Genomic DNA, 15,814 nt, shown 5'->3' on the forward strand with positions numbered 1-15,814 from the left:
CAAGTGCTGTATCTGAGACGTAATAGACATTAGCCAGCACTGAATTTATTATGATTTTCTAGGTGCGAAAGTTGAGTCAATATGATATTGCAATCATCAATTCATATATTCCAGTTTAAAGGTGATTTTTTTATGGCGAATGACCGAATAATGACCGCCGAGGACGTCATTGAGAGGACAAAACAATATTTAAACGACGAACATGTTGAAATGGTGCGGCATGCCTGTGCGTTCGCCAGTAAAGCGCATGAAGGCCAGAAGCGCAAATCGGGGGAGCCGTATATCATTCACCCGATTCAGGTTGCCGGGATACTGGCGGATTTGGAGATGGATCCTTCAACGGTTGCAGCAGGTTTTCTGCATGACGTTGTGGAAGATACAGATGTGACACTTGACGAGCTTCGTGAAGAATTTAACGATGAAGTGGCGATGCTTGTTGACGGGGTGACGAAACTCGGGAAAATTAAGTATAAATCGCATGAAGAGCAGCAGGCGGAAAACCACCGGAAAATGTTTGTCGCGATGGCGCAGGATATCCGCGTCATTTTGATCAAACTCGCGGACCGGCTGCACAATATGCGTACATTGAAACATCTTCCCCCCGAAAAGCAGCGGCGGATCGCGAATGAAACGCTCGAAATTTTTGCGCCGCTCGCCCACCGCCTCGGCATTTCCGCCATCAAATGGGAGCTTGAGGACACCTCGCTCCGTTATTTAAATCCCCAGCAATATTACCGGATTGTGAATTTGATGAAGCGGAAGCGCGCCGAGCGTGAACAGTACCTGCAAAATGTCATTGAAGAAGTGAAGGAACGGCTTGCGGATATCCATATCAAATCAGAAATTTCCGGCAGACCGAAGCATATTTACTCGATTTACCGGAAAATGGTCCAGCAGCATAAGCAATTTAACGAAATTTACGACTTGCTTGCCGTAAGGATTATTGTCAAAAGCATCAAAGACTGCTATGCCGTGCTCGGTGTCATCCATACATGCTGGAAACCGATGCCGGGCCGGTTTAAAGACTATATTGCGATGCCAAAGCCGAACATGTACCAGTCGCTCCATACGACGGTGATCGGGCCAAAAGGCGAACCGCTTGAAGTGCAGATCCGGACGTTTGAAATGCACCGCATTGCCGAATACGGGGTTGCCGCACACTGGGCATATAAAGAAGGCAAAACGGTTAATGAGAAAACGTCTTTTGAGAAAAAATTGTCATGGTTCCGCGAAATTCTCGAATTTCAAAATGACACCAATAATGCGGAAGAATTCATGGAATCACTGAAAATCGACCTGTTTTCCGATATGGTGTTTGTCTTTACGCCAAAGGGGGACGTCATTGAACTGCCGTCCGGGTCCGTCCCGATTGATTTTGCCTACCGGATCCACTCGGAAATCGGCAACAAGACAATCGGCGCGAAAGTCAACGGCAAGATGGTGACGCTCGATTACCAGTTAAAAACTGGCGATATTGTCGAAATTCTCACTTCAAAACACTCATACGGGCCGAGCCTCGACTGGGTGAACCTTGCCCAGACATCACAGGCGAAAAACAAAATCCGCCAGTTTTTCAAACGCCAGCGGAAAGAAGAAAATATTGAAAAAGGCCGCGAGATGGTGGAAAAAGAAATCCGGGCGATGGAATTCGATGTCAAAGAAGTGATGGCAGCCGACAATATCAAACGAGTTGCCGAAAAATTTAATTTTGCCAATGAAGACGACATGTACGCTGCTGTCGGGTACAACGGGATTACCGCAAGCCAAATCGCCAACCGGCTGACAGAAAAATGGCGGAAGCAGCGGGACTCCGAAGAAGCGATTAAGGAGATTGTCTCCGAGCAGAAACCGGCCGCAAAGCACCGGAAAAAGGATGCAGGCGTAACCGTGAAGGGCGTCGACAATTTGCTGATCCGCCTTTCGAAATGTTGCAATCCAGTGCCGGGTGATGAAATTGTCGGTTTTATCACAAAAGGCAGAGGCGTTTCCGTCCACCGCGCTGACTGTCCAAACGTGCAGAACGAAGAGGCGCAAAACCGGCTTATCCCGGTCGAATGGGAGACGGATGCGGCCGACCGGAAAGAGTATAATGTCGACATTGAAATTACCGGGTACGACCGCCGCGGCCTGCTCAATGAAGTCCTGCAGGTGGTCAATGAAACGAAAACGAATATTTCGGCCGTCAGCGGGCGCAGTGACCGCAACAAAATGGCCACGATTATCATGTCGATTTCCATTCAGAACATTAGCCATTTGCACCGGGTCGTGGAAAGAATTAAACATATTCCGGATATTTATTCAGTCAGAAGGATCATGAGTTAAAGGAGTCAGAAAAATGCGGGTTGTTTTGCAGCGCAGTAAGGAAGCGTGCGTCACTGTTGGCGGGGAAGTGGCAGGAAGCATTACAAAAGGCTTTGTCCTCCTCGTAGGCGTAACGCACGAAGATACCGAAAAAGATGCAGTCTATCTCGCCGAAAAAATCGTCCATCTCCGCGTGTTTGAAGATGAACAGGGAAAAATGAACTTGTCGCTTTTGGATACCGGAGGGGAAATCTTGTCGGTTTCCCAGTTTACTTTGTACGGCGATTGCCGGAAAGGGCGGCGCCCGAATTTTATGGCGGCGGCAAAGCCCGGACAGGCAGAACAGCTTTACCATCTGTTTAATCAGAAGCTGGAAGAAAAGGGTGTCCATGTCGAAACCGGCAGATTCGGGGAGATGATGGATGTCCGGCTGACAAATGACGGGCCGGTTACGCTCATTTTGGAAAGTCAATAAACAGCCGAATTGAGCATCATGGCGTTGGATTTACGACAAACAGTCTCCTTTTGGAAAGCAAATAAACAGCCAAAACCCTGATCATTCGGGGTTTTTTCTTTTTGAAAAGCAAAAACGTTTCCAAAAAAGTTTTAGTGTAATATAGTTGACAATTGTACTTTGGATATGCAAAGATAGATAGCGTTAATCATTCGGATGCGAATTATTTCGTAAAGAATCATTTAAGGGTTAAAGGAAGGGGGATACATGGAGAACGGTTCATATGAATTGTTACAATCGCTTTTCAGGCTGAATAAAGCCATTTTACGTTTGGCCGAAAAAGAGGCGGAACAGCATGGCTTGACCGCGATGCAAATGTTTGCGCTAAAAGCCATCGCGCTTCATCCCAATATGCGATTAAATGAGCTGGCGGAAAGCCTCTATTTAACGAACAGCACAGTCAGCGGCATTGTTGACCGGCTTGTCCAGCAGGAATTTGTCAACAGGGTATCATCCAAGGATGACCGGAGAGCCGTTGTCCTCTGTCTGACCGAAAAGGGGAAAAGCAGGCTCAAAGCGTTTATGGGCGGCAATACAATACTGAAACAAAAAATGTACCTGATCACAGAACGTTACGGAGCGGAGTTGGAAAATCTGTTAAGGCTCCACAACGAAATGCTGGAAATTTTAACATCTGAGGAGGAGTAAACTTTTTATGAGCGCAAGACGGATGATTTTGATCAATATTATTATTCTTGTTATTCTCGTTGGCGGCGGTTTTACCGGATATTATTTTTACAACCGCTCGGTCAGCTATGTCACAACCGATAACGCCTATATTGATGGCCAGTTGGTCACCATCGCTTCTCCTGCAACCGGCAAACTCGTTTCATGGGACGGTAAGGAAGGCAAGGCATTTACCAAAGGGGATAAAGTCGGTACCGTTGAAGTACAAAACGGCGCCAATACGGTGAAAATGGATATTAAAGCGCCGGCAGACGGCACGATCGTGAAAAATTCCGCGGTTGCGAATACGTATGTGGCAGCCGGTACAACACTTGCACAAAGCTATGATTTGGACGACTTGTATGTCACTGCTGAAGTAAAAGAAACAGATCTTAATGACGTGAAAACCGGCCAGGACGTTGACGTGTACGTGGATGCCTATCCGAACACCAAACTGACAGGAACCGTCGATTCAATCGGAAAAGCGGCTGCCAGCACGTTCTCTCTTATGCCGACAGACAGAAGCTCAGGCAATTATACGAAAGAAACACAGGTCATTCCTGTTAAAGTCAAACTTGACAGCTATGGCGGGCTGGACCTGGTTCCGGGCATGAACGTGACTGTGCGCATTCATAAGTAGGTGAATCCGATGGGAAAATTTATCGCAGGTTATGTTCTTTTATCGGTCATTGTCCTTCTTATCCTGAATCTCATATTAAGGAACAGGGGAAGGAAGAAAAAGATGGAAAGCCCGCTTCTTGACAAGCGGGCGCCGGAAATGGAAACAATGCCTGCGCCGCCTGAAAAAGCGGAAACGCAGGTGCCGGCAAAAACAGATGAAGGATTGGCGGCAGAGCCTGAAAAAATGGAAACGCGCCGCGCTCGTACGGACGACGAAAAACGTCCGGCAGAAGCACCCGGGCGAGCTGCTGTTCCCCCGGAAGTGGAGGAAGAACACGGCAGAGGGAAAATTGTTTTTGCGATGATGCTTGGGGCATTTGTGGCGATTTTGAACCAAACGCTTTTGAATGTCGCCATTCCGCATATTATGAACGACTTGAATGTGACGGCGAATACGGTGCAATGGCTGTCAACCGGATATATGCTTGTAAACGGGATTCTTGTTCCGGTTACGGCATTTATGATCAGTAAATGGGGCACGCGGAAAATGCTGATTACAGCCGTTTCCCTCTTTACGGCCGGATCGGTTTTGTGCGCCATTTCGACAAACTTCTCGATTCTGATGCTCGGGCGCATTGTCCAGGCTTCCGGTGCCGGGATCATCATGCCGTTGATGATGACGGTGTTCTTAACCATCTTCCCGCCTGAAAAACGCGGCAGCGCGATGGGGATGATGGGGGTTGCCATGATTTTCGCCCCTGCGATCGGCCCGACATTGTCAGGGTGGCTGGTCGGCCATTACGACTGGCATATTCTGTTCTGGATTGTCATTCCGTTCGGCGTGATTGATATTTTTGTCACTTTGGCATGGATGAAAGATGTCATGAAAACGACAAACCCGAAAATCGATATTCCGGGTATTATCTTCTCCACGCTCGGTTTCGGCTTTTTGCTGTACGGATTCAGTGAAGCCGGGAATGACGGCTGGAGCAGCAAACAGGTTGTCATTTCCCTGATCATTGCCGTTATCTCGCTTGTTTTGTTCGTATGGCGGGAATTAACGACGGAAAAACCGATGCTTGATTTGCGTGTATTCAAATATGATATCTTTGCTTTAACGACGATTGTCAGCATGGTAGTGAATATGGCGATGTTTGCCGGGATGATTTTGCTGCCGATTTATTTGCAAAACATCCGCGGGTTTACTGCGCTTGATTCCGGTTTGCTGATGCTGCCGGGGGCGATCGTCATGGGGATTATGTCGCCGATATCCGGCTGGCTGTTTGACAAGTTGGGGGCAAGACCGCTCGCTGTCTTCGGCTTGATTATCACCGTCTGGACAACTTACGAATTTACGAAGCTGTCGATGACGACCTCCTACGGCCACTTGTTATTCTTGTATGTTTTGCGCAGCTTCGGGATGTCTTTCATTATGATGACGATCATGACCGAAGGGATGAACCAGCTGCCGATTCATATGACCAGCCACGGGACGGCCGCGGCCAACACCGCCCGTACGGTTGCCGGAAGTCTCGGAACGGCATTCCTCGTAACCGTCATGTCCACCCGTGCCGATTTCCATACGGCAAACTACGTCAATGCCTTTGCAAATATCAACCCGTATGTGTCTGCTAAAATCGCGGCCATCGGGCAGGGCCTGGCCCATGCTTCCGGGCTGCCTTCCCAGTACGGGCAGGTGCTCGGCTCCTCTATTGTGTATCAAAAATCGGTTGTGAATGCGACGATCAGCGGCATAAACGATGCCTTTTTCGTCGCGACCGGGATCGCAGCGTTTGCGTTAATTTTGTCGTTCTTTATCAAACGCGCAATGCCGCAGCCAAATATTAAGAAATAAAAAAATGCCGGGGATGCCCCGGCATTTTCTTACTGAAAATAAGCTTTTAACCCGTTATAAATGCCGGCCACTGCCTTCGTTTGAAAAGACTTCTCCACGATATGCTTTTCTTCAGCCGGACTGCTCAAATAACCGAGTTCAAGCAAAATGGCTGGCTGTGTATTTTCACGGATAACATGGAAATCCCCGAATTTTACGCCCCTGTCAACGGTGCCGAGCCGGCTTGTGATCTGGTTATTGACAAGCCTTGCGAAATCATAGTCCTGCGCATGATAATAATACGTCGTATGCCCGCGCGTATGGGAATCTTCAGCGCTGTCAAAATGAATGCTGACAAAAGCATCGGCATGATTTGTATTGCTGATGGCGGTTCTTTCCGACAAAGATACGTACGTATCGCTGTTCCGGGTTAAAATGACCCGGGCGCCCGCTTTTTTCAGCTTTTCGTACAGGGCATTCGCCGTTTTTAACGTCACCAGTTTTTCGAGCGTGCCGTAAGCGCCGGTTGTGCCGTTATCCGTTCCGCCGTGACCGGGGTCAAGCACAATCGTCTTTCCCTTGATTCCTTTTTTTACAGCCGTATCACTTTTTTGGGCGGCTTTTGCCGAAATATAGGCTGAAGTGCCGCTTTCCAGCCTGATTTTATACCAGCCGTCCATTTCTGAAACGATGGGAAACCGGTCTCCGGCCTTGGCGGTTCCCACCGTGTCCGAGCCGGATTGGGGCCTTTTGTAAAGGTTTGTGCCGGAATGGAGGGTCACTTCTGCTTCACTGCTGCGCTTTGCCTGGCTTTCGCGCGTCACATAGAAGCCTGCGACCCATCCGTGCGTGCCGTCTTCCAGTTCCACTTCATACCAGCCGTGGTCGGTTCCGGTAATTTCAAGTCTCGTCCCGTACGTTACTGTCGCTACCGTTCCGCTTTGAAGCGAAGGAGACCGGCGGATATTCAGGCTTGTGGCGGCAACAATTGCGGCGCTTACGTTGTTTTCCGCCGTTTTCCCGGCGTTTTTGTTTTTTTCCGTCTGTACATACTGGCTGTCTGCCCAGCCTGAAACATTGCCGCTTTCAATATAAACCCAGCCGCCTTCTGCCCTGGTAACCGTGACTACGGCATTTTTTTCAAGCGTGCCAACGATTGCGGCAGACTGGTCCGGCGCTTTTCTAATGCGCAGGCGGTCAGCGGTGATTTTTCCTTGTTTTGATTGTTTTGCGGAAGGGGTGCCTGTTTCCACAAGCCAGCCCGCAATCCAGCCTGTATTTCCTTGCGGGAGGCGGATTTGAAACCAATCCCCGTCTTTTTGAAGAACCGTGTACGTGTCGTTTTTGGCTGCTTTGCCTGCGATCGGGTAGGACACCCCGGGCCCGCTGCGGATGTAGACAGCCGCATGCGTCACCGTTACCGTCCCGGCCTCTTCCGCCCCCGCATGGATCACGCCGGGTGCAATCAGAAAAAAGAGCACCAGGAAAAACAGCCGGAAAAAAAGTTTTTTCACATCTCCACCCCTCATCCCTGTCCGGAAAATTGTCCACTATTTGTTATTCGCGCTCCGTAAAAAAACTCCTTTTTGCGGGTAAGAAAAAATAAAAAAGGGAAAAATAGAAAGGATGGAACGAGAAGGAGTGAACGGCATTGAGAGCAGCGGATAAAAATAGGACAGCCGGTAATGCATTTAATCAAATTTACGGCGTTAATTTCCAGGATCCGGGAAGTGCCGGACAGGAAGCGTTCAACGCTGAATCAGCGATTGAAACTGGTCTTTCAAAAGGGGACCTGAAACTTTTGAAAAAGAAACTGGGGCGCTCATAATGAAAGACCCGATCCGCGGAAAACGAACTTTTTCAGGCGCTGAACGCAGATCGGGGAAAAACTTTGCCGGCAGCCTTGACAACAGCCGGTGCCACGCGTAACATAATAAAAATAGATGGTAAAATTGGCAAAACCGATGACAAAGAAGAGTAATTAAGATCCGTGTGAAAAGAGAGGAAATGTCCCGGGCTGAAAACATTTCTGCACAACGGCTTAATGAACGAACACTTTGTAGGTTCTGTCCTGAACGGAAATCCAGTAGGGACGGGCGTTACAGGCGTTAACTGTAAAAGTGGAAGCAGACGCTTCAATTAGGGTGGCACCACGGGAATTCAACTCTCGTCCCTTGTTTATAAGACAAGGGACCGGGGGTTTTTTATTTTACATAAACATTGATTGAGAAGGAGGATACTCGTCTTCATATCAACATTTTTAGGCATGCAGGATGAAAATGAAAACCCATCATTTTTCAGCAATAGAAGGAGGAGTACGCCATGACCGTTCAAATTCCGCGCGGCACGCAGGACATCCTGCCCGGCGAGGTGGAAAAATGGAATTATATTGAGAACACCGCAAAAAAAATATGTGAAAACTATCAGTACCGGGAAATCCGGACACCGATTTTCGAATATACCGAGCTTTTCCAAAAAGGGGTCGGGGACACGACGGATATTGTCCAAAAAGAGATGTACACATTCGATGACAGGGGCGGGCGCAGCCTGACACTGCGGCCGGAGGGAACAGCGCCGGTCGTCCGTTCCTTTATCGGGCATAAAATGTTCGGAAACGCGGTTCAGCCGGTCAAACTGTATTATAACGGCCCGATGTTCCGTTATGAACGGCCGCAAGCAGGGCGCTTCCGTCAGTTTGTCCAGTTCGGCGTTGAAGCGCTCGGAAGCGAAGACCCGGCCATCGATGCCGAAGTCATTGCGCTCGCAATGGATATTTACAAACAGCTTGGTTTAAAAAATGTCAAACTTGTGATCAACAGCCTCGGCGATAAAGAAAGCCGGCTCAGGCACCGGGAAGCGCTTATTGATCATTTCAAACCGCATATCGGGGAGTTTTGCGCGGACTGCCAAAAACGCCTTGAACAAAATCCGCTGCGTATTCTTGACTGCAAAAAAGATCATGACCATCCGCTCATGAAAACAGCGCCATCCATTTTGGATTATTTAAATGATGCATCAAAAGCTTATTTTGATAAAGTTTTGCAGTTTCTTGGCACGCTCGGCATCCCTTATGAAATCGACCCCGGGCTTGTGCGCGGCCTTGATTACTATGTGCATACTTGTTTTGAAATTATGAGCAATGCGGAGGGATTCGGCGCGATCACCACCCTTTGCGGCGGCGGGCGTTACAACGGCCTTGTTGAGGAAATGGGCGGGCCGGAAACGCCGGGGATCGGGTTTGCCTTAAGCATTGAACGGCTGCTTGCGGCACTGGACGCGGAAGGCATCGAACTTCCTGTTGGCCACAGGACGGACTGCTATGTGGTCGCGATCGGCGAGGAGACGAAACCGGCTGCTTTTAAATTGCTCCAGGCATTAAGAAGTGCCGGATTCTCAGCTGACCAGGATTATTTGGGACGCAAAGTGAAGGCACAGTTTAAAGCGGCGGACCGGGTGAAAGCCGCATTTGTTGCGGTCATCGGCGAAGAGGAGCTGCGGGCCGGGAAAGCAAGCGTCAGAAATATGGCGACAGGCGAACAAAAAGAACTGCCGCTTGAAGGGTTTATTACAGCTTTTAAAGATATGGCAAACAGGGGGGAAGCATGATGGAAGGACGTTCTTACTATTGCGGTGATGTGACGGAACAACAGATTGGCGAAAAAGTGGTGCTGAAAGGATGGGTGCAGAGAAGGCGCGACTTGGGCGGCCTCATTTTCATCGATTTGCGCGACCGTGCCGGTATCGTCCAAATTGTATTTAATACGGCGGTCTCTGAAGAAGCTTTTAAACTTGCGGAAAAAGTCCGGAACGAGTATGTGCTCGAAGTAGAGGGGAAAGTCATCGCCCGTTCCGAAAATACGGTAAATCCGAACTTAAAAACGGGCAAAATTGAAATTCAGGCCGACCGCCTTGCGATCATCAACAATGCAAAAACCCCGCCGTTTATGATTGAAAACGAGACGGGCGTGGCGGAAGATGTGCGCCTGAAATACCGTTACCTCGACTTGCGGCGCCCGGTCATGTTTGAAACGATGAAAATGCGCCATGCGATTACAAAATCAATTAGAGGCTTTCTCGATGAAGAAGGGTTTATCGATGTTGAAACCCCGGTTTTGACAAAAAGCACCCCGGAAGGCGCCCGCGATTATCTCGTGCCGAGCCGGGTGCATCCTGGCGAATTTTACGCCTTGCCGCAGTCGCCGCAATTGTTTAAGCAGCTTTTGATGATCTCCGGTTTTGACCGCTATTACCAGATTGCTCGCTGTTTCCGTGATGAAGACTTGCGTGCAGACAGGCAGCCGGAATTTACGCAAATTGATATTGAAACGAGTTTCATGAGCCAGGAAGACATTTTGACCATGACAGAAAAAATGATCAAACGGCTGATGAAAGAAGTGAAAAACATCGATATCGAAACGCCGCTGCCGAGGCTGACCTACGAGGAAGCCGTGAACCGGTACGGATCGGATAAACCGGACACCCGCTTTGGCATGGAACTGGTGGACGTCTCCGAAATCGTCCAAAACGCCGGTTTTAAAGTGTTCGCATCTGCCGTTACCTCGGGCGGGCAAGTAAAAGCGATCAATGCAAAGGGCGCGGCAAGCAAATATTCGAGAAAAGACATCGACGCGCTCGGCGAATTTGCCGCACGTTACGGCGCGAAAGGCCTTGCCTGGCTGAAAGCGGAAAACGAAGGGTTAAAGGGCCCGATCGCAAAATTTTTTACAGAAGCGGAACAATCGCAATTAGCGGCTGCTACAAATGCAGAAACGGGCGATTTGCTGTTGTTTGTGGCGGATAAAAAATCAGTCGTCGCCGATGCGCTCGGGGCGCTAAGAAACAAGCTCGGCAAAGAACTCGGCCTGATTGACGAGTCGAAATTCAACTTCCTGTGGGTGACGGACTGGCCGCTTTTGGAATATGACGAAGATGCAGGGCGTTATACGGCGGCACATCATCCGTTCACGATGCCGTTTGAAGAAGATATTGAGAAGCTGGAAACCGACCCGGCAAGCGTAAAGGCGCAGGCCTATGATATTGTATTGAACGGGTATGAACTCGGCGGCGGATCGCTCCGGATTTATAAACGGGATGTCCAGGAAAAAATGTTTAAGGCGCTCGGCTTTTCAAAAGAGCAGGCACAGTCCCAGTTCGGCTTTTTGCTTGATGCGTTTGATTATGGCACGCCGCCGCACGGGGGCATCGCACTCGGCCTTGACCGGATTGTCATGCTCCTTGCCGGCCGCAGCAACTTGCGCGACACGATTGCATTTCCGAAGACAGCCAGCGCCAGCTGCCTGCTGACGAATGCACCGGGCGCGGTCAGCGAGGCGCAGCTGGATGAGCTGCAATTGAAATTAAAAGCAAAAAAATGAGATCAAAACCCGGAAAAAGGCGGCGTAAAATTTTTCCAGCCGCCTGCGAGCCTTTTTTCGTTTGAAAACGGGTGAAAAAAATGCTATGATATAAACAAGTTGAATGAGTCCTGGGGTGTTCGTATATGTTCCTATCGTTTTGACCGAACACTTCATTATCGGGGGCCCGGGGTCACCAGACGGCGTGCATGCCCTTTGCGGGGACGCATAAAGCCTGGTGCAGGGCACCCACCTGCTCGAGAGCGGGATCAAAACAGAGGATTGCAAGAACGGCACGTCCGGGGCTCATTCCACTCCTTTCCCTCTTTAGAAAAAGAGGGTTTTTATTTTTTGGAAAAGAAGGAATTTTTGTGTGTTTTTCGTTTTTTGATCGCGCAAACCGTTTCCTTGGCAAAATGATGCCGGTTTTTATCCCGGGAAGCTTGATCATCGGGATGGTGCTCGGGCACCGGTTGACGGGCCTTTTATTTTTAGTGCCGTGGCTGTTTGCTTTTATGACTTTTACAGGGAGCATCGGCTCAACCTTTAAGCAGCTCGGGGCGGTTGTTCGCCATCCGTTTCCGGTTTTGCTTGCTTTAGGGGTGCTACACCTTTTTATGCCCTTGTTTGCGTACGGAACGGGGCATTTGCTCTTTCCCGGGCACCCGCTGACGACAACCGGGTTTTTGCTTTCGGCCGCCATTCCGACAGGTGTGACAAGCTTTGTATGGGTCATGATGCAAAAAGGGAATATCCCGCTTGTTTTAACGGTCATTTTGATAGATACCCTGCTTTCTCCGGTTGTTGTGCCGCTTACTTTGCTCTTGTTTGTCGGTAAGAATGTACATATTGAGGTTTGGCCGCTCATGCAAGATCTTTTTACGATGATCGTCATCCCGTCTTTGCTCGGCATCCTGTTCAGCCAGTTTACACAGCTCGAAACCCAGCGGAAGGCTTCTTCAGTACTTTCTCCGTTTTCCAAAATCGGCATGTTTCTTGTCGTCATGATCAACGGCGGGGTCGTATCGCCGTACCTCAGGGGAATGGATGCCCATGTGCTGTTTATTATCCTGACTGTGCTGTTCATTTCGGCTTGCGGCTATTTATTAAGCTGGCTGATCGGCGCTTTGTTCCATCTTGACCGCGGCATGATCGTGACCTTAACATACAGCGGCGGCATGCGCAATATCAGTGCCGGATCTGTCATCGCAGTCACCTTTTTCCCGGCCCAGGTTGTGCTGCCGGTCATCTCCGGCATGCTTTTTCAGCAGGTGCTGGCCTCTTTTTTCGGAACATTGCTTTCGAGCGTATACAGGGATAAAAAAACGGAAAAGCCGGCGGCAAGCAGCTGAACATAAAGGTTTGCTTTCCGGGCCGTTTTTGGATAATCTAGGAAAGAAATGAGTATGTTTGGAGATGAGGAAATTGCTGCATCAGTTTTCACGGAATGAATTGGCAATCGGGCAGGAAGGGCTGCAAAAGCTGAAAAACAGCACCGTTGCTATTCTCGGTGTCGGCGGCGTGGGCTCGTTTGCGGTTGAAGCTTTGGCTCGGTCGGCAATCGGAAGGTTAATCCTTGTTGACAAAGATGATGTTGACATTACAAATATTAACCGCCAGATTCCGGCGCTGCTTTCCACCGTTGGGCAGGCGAAAGCCGATTTGATGAAAAAACGGATTGCCGATATCAATCCGGATTGTGACGTGATTTCTTTAAAAATGTTCTATACGGAAGAAACGGCTGAACAGTTTTTCTCTTATAAGCCGGACTATGTGGTGGATGCAAGTGATACGATTATTTACAAAGTGCATGTAATGAAAGAATGCCTGAAACGGAAGATCAAAATGATATCCAGCATGGGGGCGGCCAATAAAATGGACCCGACACGCCTCCGCATCGCAGACATTTCCGAAACGCACACCGATCCGATTGCCCGCGTTGTGCGCCTGAAGCTGCGCAAAGAAGGCATCAAAAAAGGCATTCCGGTCGTGTTTTCCGACGAAAGCCCGATCGTCATCCGCGAAGATGTCCGCAAAGTGGTCGGAAATGATGAAGCCGAAATCCGTAAAGCACAAATGCCACCTTCATCTAATGCGTTTGTTCCGTCAACCGCAGGGCTGTTTATGGCGAGTTTCGTTGTCCGTGACATTTTGAAAGACATCCCGGTAAAAAGGGTAAAAGATGAACATTGAAAAAAAGAAAGCATCACGGATGCTTTCTTTTTTTACGGCTTATGGTTCTGCTCCATTTTTTCATACACTTGGGCAAGCGCCCGTTCAAATTTGCCCGTTTTTTTCGGGTCATAATAACGGGCATATTTGAGGGTGTCCGGAAGATATTGCTGTTTGACCCAGCCATTTTCAAAGTCATGCGGGTATTTGTAACCGATGCCCCGTCCCAGCTGTTTTGCGCTTTTATAATGGGCGTCTTTCAGATGGGCGGGCACTTCGCCGCTTTTTCCGGCACGGATATCAGAAAGGGCGGCATCAATCGCCATGATCGCGGAATTTGATTTCGGCGACAGGCATAATTCGATGACCGCAGCTGCAAGCGGGATGCGCGCTTCCGGAAACCCGAGCCTTTCTGCCGCTTCGATGGCGGCAAGGGTGCGCGCGCCGGCCTGCGGGCTTGCAAGGCCGATGTCTTCGTAAGCAATCACAAGGAGTCTGCGCGCAATGCTCGGCAGGTCCCCGGCTTCGATCAGCCGGCCCAAATAATGAAGGGCGGCATTGGCATCGCTACCGCGGATCGATTTTTGAAAAGCGCTCAGCACATCGTAGTGCGCGTCGCCGTCCTTATCATGGGCAAGGCTTTTTTTCTGCAGGCATTCTTCGGCAATAGAAAGCGTAATGTGGATCACGCCGTCATCATCAGGTTCGCTTGAAATCACGGCCAGTTCCAGCGCATTTAACGCGCTACGCACATCGCCGTTCGATCCTTGCGCAAAATGGTTGAAAGCCGCTTCCTCTATTTTCACTTTGTATTTGCCAAGTCCCCTGTCCGCATCATCAAGGGCACGGGTAAGCGCCGTCTTGATCTCATCAAGCGATAAAGGGAAAAGCTCAAAAATCTGGCAGCGGCTCCGGATCGCCGGGTTAATGGCATGGTACGGGTTGCTCGTTGTGGCCCCGATCAGGACGATCATGCCGGACTCAAGATAAGGCAGCAAAAAATCCTGTTTTGCTTTGTCGAGCCGGTGGACTTCATCGAGAAGCAAAATGACTTTTCCGCTCATTTTTGCTTCGGCGGCGACAATCTCCATATCCTTTTTATTGTTCGTCACGGCATTTAACGTACGGAATGCATATTTGGTGCTTCCCGCAATCGCGCTGGCAATCGACGTTTTCCCAACGCCCGGCGGCCCGTACAAAATCATGGAAGAAAGCTGGCGCGCTTTGACCATCCGGTATATAATTTTATTTTTGCCGACGAGATGCTCCTGTCCGATCACTTCATCAATCGTGCGCGGCCGCATCCGGTAGGCAAGCGGTTCGTCTTTCATTTTAATCGCTCCAAACCTGTTTTCGTATCCTTATCTTAACAGATTTCACGGGCATGCGGGAAGCAATCAGGTTTTTCGGGCATAGGTTTAAAGGGAATAGCATTGATGGGGGCTTTTTGTATTTTTCAGTTTTCCCGGCTGTACATTGTTGCTTTTTTGATATAATGATTGTAGGCTAGGAAAATGGGCGCCATGAACGGCATGGAAAAAAATGAGATCCGGCTGTGCATGGTTTTTGCATGATTTGACATAGGAAGGTGAACGCGGTGAGACTGAAAAATAAAGTTGCCGTCATTACAGGCGGCGCTTCCGGAATCGGGGAAGCGACGGCCTGGCTTTTTGCGAACGAAGGTGCGAAAGTCGTCATCGGGGATGTGGCGGAATCCAAGATGGAAATTGCCGACAAAATCAAAGAAACCGGTGGGGAAGCGCTTTTTGTTCATTGTGATGTTTCCGATTATTACAGTGTCAGGCATTTAATGGAGAAGGCGACGGATACTTACGGGAAGCTTGACATTCTGGTTGCGTGTGCCGGGATTCCGGAAAAGCACGGGCCTGTTCATGAACTCGACCAGGACTACTGGCAAAAAGTATTGGACATTAACTTAACCGGTGTCATGCTTTCCAATAAATATGCGATCCCGTACATGCTGAAAAACGGAAAAGGCGCGATTGTCAACATGGGCTCTTTTATGGCCCACGTCGGGATTACCAACAGTGCGGCCTATTCCGCCGCCAAAGCTGCGGTTGTGAATTTGACGCGGGCGGAAGCTGTTACGTATGCCAAACAGGGCATCCGCGTCAACAGCGTTTCTCCGGGTACAACAGAATCGCCGGCACTGAAATATTTCACAAAAGAACAAATTCAGGAAACCATTGACCACAATCCGATGAAAAGACTTGGCAAGCCGGAAGAAGTGGCGAAAGCCGTTTTGTTCCTTGTAAGCGATGACGCATCGTTTATTACCGGCACGGATCTCCATGTGGACGGGGGTTATACGGCACAATAAAAAACACCATC

13 protein-coding genes, 1 other RNA gene and 1 other annotated feature are annotated in these 15,814 nt (G+C 49.3%); of the genes, 12 read left to right on the forward strand and 2 right to left on the reverse strand.

What is annotated here, in order from left to right:
- The first annotated feature begins 132 nt into the window (after positions 1-132).
- The 5 genes from NFR98_RS04480 (at position 133) to NFR98_RS04500 (ending at position 5,957) form a co-directional block, all read left to right on the forward strand.
- The gene (locus NFR98_RS04480) at positions 133-2,322 is read left to right on the forward strand and encodes a RelA/SpoT family protein (RefSeq protein ID WP_251459773.1); all 2,190 of its coding nucleotides are present in this window, start codon (positions 133-135) and stop codon (positions 2,320-2,322) included.
- Positions 2,323-2,335: 13 nt separating this feature from the next.
- Positions 2,336-2,776, forward strand: a complete 441-nt coding sequence (gene dtd, locus NFR98_RS04485; RefSeq protein WP_061086584.1) for a D-aminoacyl-tRNA deacylase — start codon at positions 2,336-2,338, stop codon at positions 2,774-2,776.
- A 246-nt stretch (positions 2,777-3,022) separates the two neighbouring features.
- Entirely contained in the window at positions 3,023-3,463 is a 441-nt protein-coding gene (locus NFR98_RS04490) for a MarR family winged helix-turn-helix transcriptional regulator (protein WP_251459775.1), read from the forward strand.
- A 7-nt stretch (positions 3,464-3,470) separates the two neighbouring features.
- Positions 3,471-4,121 carry a beta-barrel domain-containing protein gene (locus NFR98_RS04495; protein WP_251459777.1) on the forward strand — a complete coding sequence of 217 codons (651 nt, stop codon included), beginning with the start codon at positions 3,471-3,473 and terminating at the stop codon, positions 4,119-4,121.
- A gap of 9 nt (positions 4,122-4,130) precedes the next feature.
- Entirely contained in the window at positions 4,131-5,957 is a 1,827-nt protein-coding gene (locus NFR98_RS04500; protein WP_026683587.1) for a DHA2 family efflux MFS transporter permease subunit, read from the forward strand.
- A gap of 29 nt (positions 5,958-5,986) precedes the next feature.
- Here NFR98_RS04500 and NFR98_RS04505 read toward each other — a convergent pair whose 3' ends face one another.
- The gene (locus tag NFR98_RS04505; RefSeq protein ID WP_014097898.1) at positions 5,987-7,450 is read right to left on the reverse strand and encodes an N-acetylmuramoyl-L-alanine amidase family protein; all 1,464 of its coding nucleotides are present in this window, start codon (positions 7,448-7,450) and stop codon (positions 5,987-5,989) included.
- Between the two features lie 137 nt (positions 7,451-7,587).
- Here NFR98_RS04505 and NFR98_RS04510 point away from each other — a divergent pair, with 137 nt between their 5' ends.
- The 6 genes from NFR98_RS04510 to NFR98_RS04535 all read left to right on the forward strand — a co-directional run bounded on the left by NFR98_RS04510 (position 7,588) and on the right by NFR98_RS04535 (position 13,483).
- Entirely contained in the window at positions 7,588-7,764 is a 177-nt protein-coding gene (locus tag NFR98_RS04510; protein ID WP_168986061.1) for a hypothetical protein, read from the forward strand.
- Between the two features lie 127 nt (positions 7,765-7,891).
- Positions 7,892-8,114, forward strand: a binding site (T-box leader).
- 144 nt (positions 8,115-8,258) lie between these two features.
- Complete coding sequence (hisS, locus tag NFR98_RS04515; protein WP_026683586.1) at positions 8,259-9,542, forward strand: histidine--tRNA ligase; 1,284 nt, start codon at positions 8,259-8,261, stop codon at positions 9,540-9,542.
- On the forward strand, positions 9,539-11,311 hold the full coding sequence (aspS, locus tag NFR98_RS04520; RefSeq protein ID WP_014097901.1) for an aspartate--tRNA ligase: 1,773 nt from the start codon (positions 9,539-9,541) through the stop codon (positions 11,309-11,311). Before hisS ends, aspS begins: the two co-directional genes overlap by 4 nt.
- Positions 11,312-11,415: 104 nt before the next feature.
- A non-coding RNA gene (gene ssrS / locus NFR98_RS04525) (6S RNA) lies at positions 11,416-11,600 on the forward strand.
- A gap of 106 nt (positions 11,601-11,706) precedes the next feature.
- Positions 11,707-12,642 (forward strand): bile acid:sodium symporter family protein, encoded by a 936-nt coding sequence (locus NFR98_RS04530; RefSeq protein WP_044051948.1) that lies wholly within the window; start codon positions 11,707-11,709, stop codon positions 12,640-12,642.
- A gap of 73 nt (positions 12,643-12,715) precedes the next feature.
- Complete coding sequence (locus tag NFR98_RS04535) at positions 12,716-13,483, forward strand: tRNA threonylcarbamoyladenosine dehydratase (protein ID WP_014097904.1); 768 nt, start codon at positions 12,716-12,718, stop codon at positions 13,481-13,483.
- A gap of 32 nt (positions 13,484-13,515) precedes the next feature.
- On the opposite strand, the gene NFR98_RS04540 is transcribed toward NFR98_RS04535, so the two are convergent.
- The gene (locus tag NFR98_RS04540) at positions 13,516-14,793 is read right to left on the reverse strand and encodes a replication-associated recombination protein A (RefSeq protein ID WP_026683585.1); all 1,278 of its coding nucleotides are present in this window, start codon (positions 14,791-14,793) and stop codon (positions 13,516-13,518) included.
- A 266-nt stretch (positions 14,794-15,059) separates the two neighbouring features.
- Between NFR98_RS04540 and NFR98_RS04545 the strand changes: the two genes are divergently transcribed.
- Complete coding sequence (locus tag NFR98_RS04545; RefSeq protein ID WP_014097906.1) at positions 15,060-15,803, forward strand: SDR family NAD(P)-dependent oxidoreductase; 744 nt, start codon at positions 15,060-15,062, stop codon at positions 15,801-15,803.
- The last annotated feature ends 11 nt before the right edge of the window (positions 15,804-15,814 follow it).

This window comes from Weizmannia agrestimuris, assembly GCF_943193165.1.
GTDB classification, from domain to species: Bacteria; Bacillota; Bacilli; order Bacillales; family Bacillaceae_C; genus Weizmannia; species Weizmannia faecalis.